Raw genomic sequence first — 10,392 nt, 5'->3', positions numbered from 1 at the left:
ATCGCGCCCACCCCCTCACCACCCCGGAACTCCGGATACCGATGAGATGCTATTGCATACTGCACGGATCGCAACGCGCACGGTTCCCCAGCGAGGAAGGCCCTGTTCGGAGTACCTTTCGCCGGTGACCCGCAGGCAACTCTGGGAACGCCGGACGAATCCGCTGATGATCGCCCTGGCGCTGGCCTTCCTCGCCGTCTACGCCGTGCAGGTGCTCGACGTGGCGCCGAGCCCGCTCATGCGCCACCTCGTGGACTGGACCGACATCGCCATCTGGGCGGCCTTCGTCGTCGACTACGCGATCCGGGTGCGGCTGTCGACGGACCGCTGGCGGTTCGTGCGGACGCACCCGATCGATCTCCTCGCGATCGCGCTGCCGCCCTTCCGCCCGCTCCGGGCGCTCCGGGCCGCGCCGCTCCTCCTGGGCGGCCTGCACCGATCACGGCTCACTCGTGCGCGCCTCGCGGTCTTCGTCGGCACCACGTCCGTCCTGGTCGTCTTCCTGTGCAGTCTCGCCTTCCTCGACGCCGAGCGCGGCGCCCCGGACACCAAGGTCACCGGCTACGGCGACGCCCTGTGGTGGGCGGCCGTCACCGTCACCACCGTCGGCTACGGCGACATCTACCCGGTCACCACGGAGGGCCGCTTCGTCGCCCTCCTGCTCATGGTCGTCGGCATCGGCCTCATCAGCTTCGTGATCGGCACCGCGACCAGCTGGGTCGTCGACCAGCTCAAGGCCGTCGACGCGAGCGCCCGCCGCACCGACCGGGAGGTCGACGAGCTCACCGCCGAGGTCCACGCCCTGCGCGAGGAGATCGGCCGGCTCAGGGACGGCACCGTCGAGAACGCGAGGAGCCGCCACCCCGAAGGGTGACGGCTCCTCGATCCGACGGGAGTCGGCGCGTGTTACGCGGTCTCGCCGGGGTTCGTCGCGGACGAGGCGTCGGCCACCAGGGCCGGCACGCCGTCGTCGGACTTCTCCAGGTCGATCGCGGGCTTGGCCTTGCCGGCGAAGGTGAACTTCGCGTCCTCGCCCTTGCCCTCGCCGTCCCAGCCCTCGACATCGACCTCGACGATCTGGCCCGCGGCGATCTCACCGAACAGGATCTTCTCGGACAGCGCGTCCTCGATCTCCCGCTGGATGGTGCGGCGCAGCGGCCGGGCACCGAGGACCGGGTCGAAGCCGCGCTTGGCGAGCAGCGCCTTGGCCTGGTCGCTGACCTCGAGGCCCATGTCCTTGTTCTTCAGCGCATTGCCCACCCGGTTCAGCATGAGGTCGACCATCTCGATGATCTGGTCCTGCGTCAGCTGGTGGAAGACGACGATGTCGTCGATGCGGTTGAGGAACTCGGGCCGGAAGTGCTTCTTGAGCTCGTCGTTGACCTTCTGCTTCATCCGGTCGTAGTTGGCACCGTCGGAGTCGCCCGACGTGAAGCCCAGGCCGACCGCCTTCGAGATGTCACCCGTACCGAGGTTCGACGTGAAGATCAGGACGGTGTTCTTGAAGTCGACCGTGCGGCCCTGACCGTCGGTCAGGCGGCCGTCCTCGAGCACCTGCAGCAGCGTGTTGTAGATCTCGCTGTGCGCCTTCTCGATCTCGTCGAAGAGCACCACGGAGAACGGCTTGCGACGCACCTTCTCGGTGAGCTGGCCGCCCTCCTCGTAGCCCACGTAGCCGGGAGGGGCACCGAACAGGCGCGAGGCGGTGAAGCGGTCGTGGAACTCGCCCATGTCGATCTGGATGAGCGCGTCGTCCTCGCCGAACAGGAAGTTCGCCAGCGCCTTCGACAGCTCCGTCTTACCCACACCGGACGGGCCGGCGAAGATGAACGAGCCCGACGGGCGCTTCGGATCCTTCAGGCCCGCGCGGGTACGACGGATCGCCTTCGAGACCGCCTTGACGGCGTCCTCCTGGCCGATGATCCGCTTGTGCAGCTCGTCCTCCATGCGGAGCAGACGGGTGGTCTCCTCCTCGGTGAGCTTGAAGACGGGGATGCCGGTCCAGTTGCCCAGGACCTCCGCGATCTGTTCCTCGTCGACCTCGGCGACCACGTCGAGATCGCCCGCGCGCCACTGCTTCTCGCGCTCGGCGCGCTCGCCGATGAGCTGCTTCTCCTTGTCGCGCAGCGACGCGGCCTTCTCGAAGTCCTGCTCGTCGATCGCCGATTCCTTCTCGCGACGCGCATCGGCGATCTTGTCGTCGAAGGCGCGCAGGTCGGGCGGCGCGGTCATCCGGCGGATGCGCATGCGCGCGCCCGCCTCGTCGATGAGGTCGATCGCCTTGTCCGGCAGGAAGCGGTCGTTGATGTACCGGTCCGCCAGGGTGGCGGCGGCGACCAGCGCGCTGTCCGTGATGGAGATGCGATGGTGCGCCTCGTACCGGTCGCGCAGGCCCTTGAGGATCTCGATGGCGTGCTCGACGCTCGGCTCGCCCACCTGGACGGGCTGGAAGCGGCGCTCCAGCGCGGCGTCCTTCTCGATGTACTTGCGGTACTCGTCGAGCGTGGTGGCGCCGATGGTCTGCAGCTCGCCGCGGGCCAGCTTCGGCTTGAGGATCGACGCGGCGTCGATCGCGCCCTCGGCGGCACCCGCGCCGACGAGCGTGTGCAGCTCGTCGATGAACAGGATGATGTCGCCGCGGGTGTCGATCTCCTTGAGGACCTTCCGCAGGCGCTCCTCGAAGTCACCGCGGTAGCGCGAGCCGGCCACCAGGGACCCGAGGTCCAGGGTGTAGAGCTGCTTGTCCTTGAGCGTCTCGGGCACGTTGCCGTTGACGATCGCCTGCGCAAGCCCCTCGACGACGGCCGTCTTGCCGACGCCGGGCTCTCCGATCAGCACCGGGTTGTTCTTGGTGCGCCGCGAGAGCACCTGCATGATGCGCTCGATCTCCTTGGACCGGCCGATGACCGGGTCCAGCTTGCCCTGGGCCGCCGCGGCGGTCAGGTTCCTGCCGAACTGGTCCAGCACGAGGGAGGTCGACGGGGTGCCCGCCTCACCACCCGAGGTCCGGGCGCCGGCGCCGGCGGGCTCGCCGCCACCGCCCTCCTTGCCCTGGTACCCCGACAGCAGTTGGATGACCTGCTGGCGGACCCGGTTGAGATCGGCGCCCAGCTTCACCAGGACCTGGGCGGCGACGCCCTCTCCCTCGCGGATCAGGCCGAGCAGGATGTGCTCGGTACCGATGTAGTTGTGGCCGAGCTGCAGCGCCTCGCGCAGCGACAGCTCGAGCACCTTCTTGGCACGCGGCGTGAAGGGGATGTGACCCGACGGGGCCTGCTGGCCCTGCCCGATGATCTCCTCGACCTGGCTGCGCACACCCTCGAGGGAGATGCCCAGCGATTCGAGGGCCTTGGCCGCCACACCCTCACCCTCGTGGATCAGGCCCAGGAGGATGTGCTCGGTGCCGATGTAGTTGTGATTGAGCATCCTGGCTTCTTCTTGCGCCAGGACGACGACGCGGCGAGCGCGGTCGGTGAACCTCTCGAACATGGCCATTTTCCTCACATCCCGGTTACTTCGGGGAACGGCCGAGGCCGAACCCGCAGATAGCCGTCTGCATCAACGTCTTCTCACTGTAGTTCGGACCGGTCAGCGGTGGTGTCGGCAGTGCCCCGCAGCCGGGGCCCACGGGCACCGTCGCCCACCGTTCCGTTCCTGATACACCAGGTCAAACGCGCCCCCGGCGGGTTTTGATCCCCGTTCCGCCGTGAGCGAAACGGCCCCGGATACGACTCACCCCGGCGCACCGGGCGCCGGGGTGGGGTCGAGGAGCCGTCAGTTGGCGGCGTTGTACGCGTCGATCACGTCCTGGCTGATGCGGCCGCGGTCGTTGACCTTCATGCCGGACTTTCGGGCCCAGTCGCGGATCGCGGCGCTCTGCGAGCGGTCGATCGGCGTGCGGCCGCGCGGGGCGGCGAGCGCGCGGGTGCCGCGCTTGCGGCCACCGGCACGACGGGCGTTCGCGACCCATTCCTCCAGGGACCCGCGCAGCTTCGCGGCGTTCTTGGTCGAGAGGTCGATCTCGTACGTGACGCCGTCCAGCCCGAATTCCACGGTCTCGTCAGCGGTCTGCGTATCGTCCACGTCGTCGACCAGCGTAACGGTGACCTTGCGCGCCATAGTATTGGCCCCTTCTCGAAGTAATGGTTCCATTGCGTCGTTCAAATCGAGTGTATACACATTGATCGCAACGATTCGATTCGAACGCGGCCGAAATTTGTCGCGATCGGGTAACGATCGCGAGCGAGAGGGGTCGGAATTGCGGCGAATCCCGTGATTGACACGTTAATCGCCGATATCCGGCACTACTCGGGTTGTAGTAGTGAACGCACGCGATCAGCGCCGATCGCGAGCAGCAACGTGGGCAGCCGAGGACCGGTATCGCTGCTCACCAAGAGACGGTAGAGCAGGACGAAGAATGCGCGCTGCGCTGCGGCGAGTTCCTTATCGCCCTTGACGATCTGATCCGCCCCCAGGCCGCGCTGCACCTTCGCGACGCCGTACACCTGGTGGGTGATGCCCGCCAGTGACCAATCGTCCTCGAGTCGGCCCAGCCCCGCCGGGGCGGACGTGCCGGAACCCTCCAGCAACAGGCGCAGGCCCTCCCGCTGGTCGTCCGTGAGGGACGCCAGGAGCTCGGCGTCCGGCTCGCTCCGCACGACGGTGCGCTCCTCCGCCGGCATCTGCTCGGCCACCCAGGAGGTGGCGCGGTCCAGCCGCGGGCGCAGCGGCGCCAGCGCGTCCAGTGGCTGCTCGGGCTCGAGGGCGGTCAGGATCCGCAGGGTCTGCTCGTCGTCGCCGGTGGTGATGTCGACGATCGAGGCCAGCGTCTTGTAGGGCATCGGACGCGGCGTCAGCGGCAGCTCGCGCACCTGCTGCGACGCGGTGTCCAGCACGGATGCCGCCCGCGCGTGCGCGGCGATGTCGCCGGGCTGCGCCTTGTCGCCCCCGACCTTGCGGACCAGCGCGTCCCACTCGTCGTAGGTACGGGGCAGGTCGCCGTCCAGCGCCACGTCGAAGGACTGGTTGGGCTTCTTGCGCCCGTACAGCCAGCGCAGCAGCGGGGGCTCGAGGTAGCGCAGCGCGACCGCGGCGGTCGGTACGCCGCCCTTCGAGGACGACATCTTCGCCATGCCCCGGATGCCGACGAAGGCGTACATCGGGCCGAGCGGCCGCTTCCAGCCGAAGATCGGCGCCACGTCCTTGCCGACGGCGAACGACGATCCCGGCGACTGGTGATCCACGCCGGAGGGCTCGAAGGTGATCTTCTCGAACGCCCAGCGCATCGGCCAATCGACCTTCCACACCAGTTTTCCATCGGTGTGCTCGCGCAGAATCACCGTTTCCGTGTGACCGCAACGGCAAACATACGTGAGATCGGTCGTTTCGTCGTCGTACGCCGTTACCGTGGTGAAATCGGTACCGCACACCGAGCAGTAGGGCTTGTACGGGTAGTAACCGGAATCACCCGATCCGTCCGCTTCCGTCGCCGCGCCCGACGCCGCGTCGGCGTCGGATTCCGGTGCCGTTTCCGCGGCATTCCCGGCCGCCGGCGATTCTCCGCGGTCGAGCGTCCGATAGCGCTCCAGGATGGAATCAATGCGGCCGCGCTGCGCCATCGCGTGCAGAACCCGATCGATGTATGCACCAGAGGTGTACATCTGCGTCTGGCTGATTCCGCGGTATTCGACGCCCAGATCCGCTAGCGCGCCCTGCAACTCACGACGGAAATGCTCGGCCCAGTTCTCCGCGTCGGAGCCGTGCGGCGCCGGAACGCGTGTCAGTGGTTTACCGATGTGCTGCTCCCACGAGGAATCGACGCCGGGGACGTTCGGAACCTTGCGGAACCGGTCGAAGTCGTCCCAGGAGATGATGTGCTCGACCTGCAGGCCGCGACGGCGCAGCTCGTCGGCCACCAGGTGCGGCACCATCACCTCGCGGAGGTTGCCCAGATGGATCGGCCCCGACGGGGAGATCCCCGAGGCCACCTTCACGGGTGTCCCGTTCCGCTCGGCGAAGGCCACGGCCTCATCCGCGAGGCGGGAGACCCAGTCGTCCAGGGGTGCAGTCACGGGCGCAGCAGTCACGGGTGGTGATCCTACCGCTCGGCCCGGGCGGGAAACGGTACGGCTCAGGCCTCGTGCGCCGCGAACTGGGCCAGCGCCCGCTCGTAGGCCGCAGAGGCCCCGGCGCGGCCTGCGCCGGGAGCGATGCCCAGGGACAGGGCCCGGAAGCCACCGTCCACCGAGGACGCCTGGACGCCTCGGTCCCGGAGGCGGGTGGCGATCGCGGCGGCGGTGGCGCCGTTGCCGCTGACCAGCAGCCAGTGGGCGTCGGGGCCCGCGGCGGCGAGGCTGGTGGGGAGGCCGGGGACGAGTCGGGCCGCGACCGCGGCCGCGTCGAGCGCGACCGCGCCGGGGAGGATGCCGTCGCGGTTGCGCTCGGACTGGTCGCGGACGTCGACGACGATCTGGCCGGCGGCGGGGGTGAAGTGCACGGGGTGCATCGGGGAGTCTCCAGGAGGGAGGCGGAGCGCGGGAAGGCGCGTCCGGGCAGCGGAAGGGGGTCGGGTTCCTAGCGGACCCGACAACACTCCATGCAGCTGCGCACCTGGCTCATGACAGCGAAGCTAGCACCCCGCCGCCGCGCTCGGCAAGAGTTCGAATCATGCGTGACGCGAATCCGAGCCGCGCGATGCCGCGCGCCGGTCCCGCTGCGCCCGGTTGGCGCACTCCCGCAGGTACACGGCCCGCAGCCCCTGCAGCGTGAGGTCGGCGCGATGATCGGTCACGGTCGAGCACTCGGTGGCGATGCCCTCGTCGAACCCGCCCGTCGCGACCACCCGGGCCCCGGGGACCACCTCGAGCGCGCGCCCGACGAGCGCGTCCACCATGCCGGCGAAGCCGTAGATGATGCCCGACTGCAGCGCCTCGACGGTGTTCTTCCCGACCACCGACCGCGGCGCGACGAGCTCCACCCGGCGCAGCGCGACGGTCCGCTCGGCGAGCGCGTCCAGCGCGCTCCCGACGCCGGCGGCGATCGCGCCGCCGAGGAACTCGCCCTTGGCGCTGACCACGTCCACCCTGGTCGACGTGCCGAAATCGACCACGACGCACGGGGCCCCGGCCGCCCGGCCGACCAGCTCGAAGGCGCCGGCGGCGTTGGCGACGCGGTCGGTGCCCACCTCGCGCGGGTTGTCCACGAGCAGCGGCACCCCGGTCTTCACGCCGGGCTCGAGGATCACGTGCTCGGCGGCCGGGTAGTAGCGGGGCATCACCGCGCGCAGCGAACGCAGCAACTCGGGCACCGTCGACAGCACCGAGACCCCGGTGACCGCCGCCGGATCCACGCCCGCGCCCGTGAGGAAGCCGTTCAGGATGAGCGCCAGCTCGTCCGAGGTCATCCGCGGGTCGCTGCGCAGCCGCCAGGTGCCGAGCAGGTCCTCGCCCTCGGCGGACGCGAACAACCCGACGGTGACCGAGGTGTTGCCGGCGTCGATCGCCAGCAGCACTAGACGCGCCCCGTGACCAGGCCGTAGCCGTCCGGCACGTGCGCGGCGTCGGCGGTGAGCTCGACGGGCCGGTTGTCGGCGTCCACGAAGACGACGCTCGGCGCGTAGGTCTTCAGCTCCTCCTCGTCCAGCTGGCCGTAGGCGATGAGGATGACGATGTCGCCCGGGTTCACCAGATGCGCGGCGGCGCCGTTGATCCCGATGACGCCGCTCCCCCGCTCGCCGGCGATGGTGTACGTCTCGAGCCGGGCGCCGTTGGTCACGTCGACGATGGCCACCTGCTCGCCCTCCAGGAGGTTCGCGGCGTCCAGCAGGTCGGCGTCGACGGTCACCGAGCCCACGTAGTGCAGGTTCGCCTCGGTCACGGTGGCGCGGTGGATCTTGCTGGTCATCATGGTGCGCAGCATTATTCGGCCTCCACTCCATCGATCCGGCCCGCTCGCTCCGCTTCCGGCGCCTCCAGGAACCCGGTGCCGATGGCGATGCCCACGTTGTCGAGCAGGCGGGTCGTGCCGAGCTTGGCAGCCACCAGCAGCCGGCCGTCGCCCTTCTCCGGCGCGACGCCCAGGTCGGGCGCGCGCAGCTCCAGGTACTGCACCTGGATGTCGGGGCGCGAGGCGAGCACCGCGTTGGCGGCCGCGAGGATGGCGGGCTCTCCGCCCTGCGCGGCGTAGGCGCCGGCGAGCAGCGCGGCGGAGAGGGCGGTCGCGGCCTCGCGCTCGGTCTCGGAGAGGTAGACGTTGCGCGAGCTCATCGCCAGACCGTCGGCTTCGCGGACCGTCGGGACGCCGACGATCTTGACGTCCATGTTCAGGTCGGTGACCATCTGGCGCACGAGAACCAACTGCTGGTAGTCCTTCTCGCCGAAGTAGGCGGTGTGCGGGCGCACGATGTTGAGCAGCTTGTTGACCACGGTGAGCATGCCCGCGAAGTGCGTGGGCCGGCTGTCGGCCTCGAGGCCCAGTCCGGCGGGGCCGGGCTGGATCGTGGTGCGCGGGCCGCTCGGGTACATGTCGGCGGCCGACGGGGCGAAGACGAGCTCGACGCCGGCGGCGCGCAGCTTCTCGACGTCCGCGTCGAGCGTGCGCGGGTAGGCGTCCAGGTCCTCGTTCGCGCCGAACTGCAGCGGGTTCACGAAGATCGAGACCACGACGACCGCGCCGTTCAGCTTGGCGGCGTGCACCAGCTCCAAGTGGCCGGCGTGCAGCGCGCCCATGGTGGGAACGAAGGCGACCTGCCGGCCGGTGGACTTCAGCGCGGAGGTGACCTTCGTCAGCTGCGCCGGGTCGTGGTGCACCGTCAGCTGGCCGGGGGTGTACGGGCGGGTGGGTGCGCTCATCGGTTTTCCTTCTCGAGGGCGGGGTCGATCATGGCTGAGGTTCCGGATTGGGCTGCCGCGCGCCGGGATTGGGCGCGATAGGCGTCGGTGATCGCGGGGTCGACGGTGTCGATCGCGGCCAGGTGGCGGGTCACGGCCGCGGCGTCGCCGCGAGCGGCGGGCCCGGTGAGGGCGGACGGTCCGCGGGCGAGGGCGTTCTCGAGGGCGGCGCGGGCGAGCGGCGCGAGCACCCGCTCGGCCAGCGCGTCGACGGAGCCGCCGCCCAGGAATTCGGGATCGTCCAGGCCCACCCCGCCGGCGAGGGCGGCGCGCAGCGCGACGACGGCATCGTCGACCAGGGCGACCAGGTGGTTCGCGCCGTGCGCGAGCGCCGCGTGGTACAGCGGCCGGGCCGTTTCCGGCACCCGGACGGGCTCGGCGCCGATCTCCAGGGCGATCGCCTGGCCGACGGCGTGCCCGATCTCATCCGCGGCGGTGATCCCGATGCAGCAGGTGGCGAGCCGGGCCGTGTCGTCCGGATCGTCCACGAAAGTCATGGCGGGGTGGAAGGCGATCGTGGTGCAGCCGAGGCGGGCGAGCGGCGCGAGCACGCCGACCCCGAGGGCGCCGGAGGTGTGGAGCACGATCGCCGACGGGTTGATCCGCTCGGCCAGCCCCTCGACCAGCGCGGGGAGCTCGGTGTCCGGCACGGCCAGGATCAGCAGCTCGGCCTTCTCGGCGATGACGGCCGGTGCGTCGACGCGGGCCTCGGGCAGGCGGCGCGCGGCGCGCTCGCGGGAGCGGTTCGACGGTGCGGACGCGGCGGTGACGATGTGGCCGGCCCGTTCGAGGGCGGCGCCCAGGGCGGTGCCGACGCGGCCGGCGGAGATCACGCCCACGGACAGTCGCGCGGGAGTGGGGGGATTGGGGATGCCGGACAACGGATCCACGGCATCGGGCGAGTCCGAGAACTCGGGCATGGGCGTACGCCTCCAAGGGTCGTTCCAGTCCCGCTCCGCGGGTACCAGACGTTCAGGAGAAGGCTATGCCCGCGCGGACCCGCGGGCAACGGCGTGTGAGCTAGATCATCAGTCCGGCTTGCGGCGGCGGCCGCCGCCCGAGCGCTCGGTGTCGGCGTTCATCCGCGCGATCAGGTCGGCGACGGTGCTGCCGGAGGTGTGCTGGCCGGCGTGACCGGTCTCGACCTGCTGCTCGTCGCGGTCCTCGGGCGCCTGCTGCGGCGGGGTGCGCTGCTGGTCCTGCGCCCACGTCCGGCCCTGCGGGCCCGACGCCGCCGGCCCCTGCTGCCCGCCGCCCGGGAACTGCTGGCCCTGGAACTGCGGGGCCTGCGGGGGCGCGGACTGGAACGGCGAGTACGGCGTCGCCGGGGGCGTCGNGGGCGGGGTCGCCGGGGCGTCCGGCGTGTAGGGCCGCGGCGGCAGGGGCGAGCGGTAGCCGGACTGCGGCGCGAGCNGCACGAAGGGCTCGTCGTCGCCGGCCACGTGGTCGACGTGCTCGACGTCGACGGGCGGCTGCGCATCCGGGGTCGCCGCGGCGGCGGGCG

The 10,392-nt window shown here is 70.5% G+C and carries 9 protein-coding genes; 1 reads left to right on the top strand and 8 read right to left on the bottom strand.

Annotation, left to right across the window (positions count from 1 at the left end):
• Positions 1 to 124: 124 nt before the first annotated feature.
• Positions 125 to 874 (top strand): potassium channel family protein, encoded by a 750-nt coding sequence (locus tag ACM9LD_RS24780; RefSeq protein ID WP_415679173.1) that lies wholly within the window; start codon positions 125 to 127, stop codon positions 872 to 874.
• Between the two features lie 32 nt (positions 875 to 906).
• Here ACM9LD_RS24780 and ACM9LD_RS24775 read toward each other — a convergent pair whose 3' ends face one another.
• From ACM9LD_RS24775 to ACM9LD_RS24740, 8 genes are all read right to left on the bottom strand, one after another.
• On the bottom strand, positions 907 to 3,489 hold the full coding sequence (locus tag ACM9LD_RS24775; protein WP_415679172.1) for an ATP-dependent Clp protease ATP-binding subunit: 2,583 nt from the start codon (positions 3,487 to 3,489) through the stop codon (positions 907 to 909).
• Positions 3,490 to 3,774: 285 nt separating this feature from the next.
• The gene (locus ACM9LD_RS24770; protein WP_068523676.1) at positions 3,775 to 4,119 is read right to left on the bottom strand and encodes a histone-like nucleoid-structuring protein Lsr2; all 345 of its coding nucleotides are present in this window, start codon (positions 4,117 to 4,119) and stop codon (positions 3,775 to 3,777) included.
• A 185-nt stretch (positions 4,120 to 4,304) separates the two neighbouring features.
• A complete protein-coding gene (gene lysS, locus ACM9LD_RS24765; protein ID WP_415679171.1) occupies positions 4,305 to 6,086 on the bottom strand; it encodes a lysine--tRNA ligase in 1,782 nt (593 codons plus the stop codon).
• 44 nt (positions 6,087 to 6,130) lie between these two features.
• On the bottom strand, positions 6,131 to 6,505 hold the full coding sequence (locus ACM9LD_RS24760) for a rhodanese-like domain-containing protein (protein ID WP_415679170.1): 375 nt from the start codon (positions 6,503 to 6,505) through the stop codon (positions 6,131 to 6,133).
• A gap of 159 nt (positions 6,506 to 6,664) precedes the next feature.
• Positions 6,665 to 7,510 carry a type III pantothenate kinase gene (locus tag ACM9LD_RS24755; protein ID WP_415679169.1) on the bottom strand — a complete coding sequence of 282 codons (846 nt, stop codon included), beginning with the start codon at positions 7,508 to 7,510 and terminating at the stop codon, positions 6,665 to 6,667.
• Positions 7,510 to 7,917, bottom strand: a complete 408-nt coding sequence (gene panD, locus ACM9LD_RS24750; protein ID WP_415679168.1) for an aspartate 1-decarboxylase — start codon at positions 7,915 to 7,917, stop codon at positions 7,510 to 7,512. The genes ACM9LD_RS24755 and panD overlap by 1 nt, the downstream gene beginning before the upstream one ends.
• On the bottom strand, positions 7,917 to 8,849 hold the full coding sequence (panC, locus tag ACM9LD_RS24745; protein ID WP_415679167.1) for a pantoate--beta-alanine ligase: 933 nt from the start codon (positions 8,847 to 8,849) through the stop codon (positions 7,917 to 7,919). The genes panD and panC overlap by 1 nt, the downstream gene beginning before the upstream one ends.
• Entirely contained in the window at positions 8,846 to 9,808 is a 963-nt protein-coding gene (locus tag ACM9LD_RS24740; RefSeq protein ID WP_415679166.1) for a Rossmann-like and DUF2520 domain-containing protein, read from the bottom strand. Before ACM9LD_RS24740 ends, panC begins: the two co-directional genes overlap by 4 nt.
• Positions 9,809 to 10,392 lie beyond the last annotated feature (584 nt).

Origin of the sequence: Tsukamurella hominis (assembly GCF_965137015.1) — a bacterium.
Classification (GTDB): Bacteria; Actinomycetota; Actinomycetes; order Mycobacteriales; family Mycobacteriaceae; genus Tsukamurella; species Tsukamurella hominis.
Note: the sequence above shows the minus strand (reverse complement) of the source record. Positions and strands in the feature narration are given on the sequence as shown.

What these genes read in the sequence shown, in the direction of transcription:
- panD (WP_415679168.1), bottom strand. Translation starts at nt 7,917, where the DNA reads ATGCTGCGCACCATGATGACCAGCAAGATCCACCGCGCCACCGTGACC.
- ACM9LD_RS24760 (WP_415679170.1), bottom strand. Translation starts at nt 6,505, where the DNA reads ATGCACCCCGTGCACTTCACCCCCGCCGCCGGCCAGATCGTCGTCGAC.
- ACM9LD_RS24740 (WP_415679166.1), bottom strand. Translation starts at nt 9,808, where the DNA reads ATGCCCGAGTTCTCGGACTCGCCCGATGCCGTGGATCCGTTGTCCGGC.
- panC (WP_415679167.1), bottom strand. Translation starts at nt 8,849, where the DNA reads ATGAGCGCACCCACCCGCCCGTACACCCCCGGCCAGCTGACGGTGCAC.
- ACM9LD_RS24775 (WP_415679172.1), bottom strand. Translation starts at nt 3,489, where the DNA reads ATGTTCGAGAGGTTCACCGACCGCGCTCGCCGCGTCGTCGTCCTGGCG.
- ACM9LD_RS24770 (WP_068523676.1), bottom strand. Translation starts at nt 4,119, where the DNA reads ATGGCGCGCAAGGTCACCGTTACGCTGGTCGACGACGTGGACGATACG.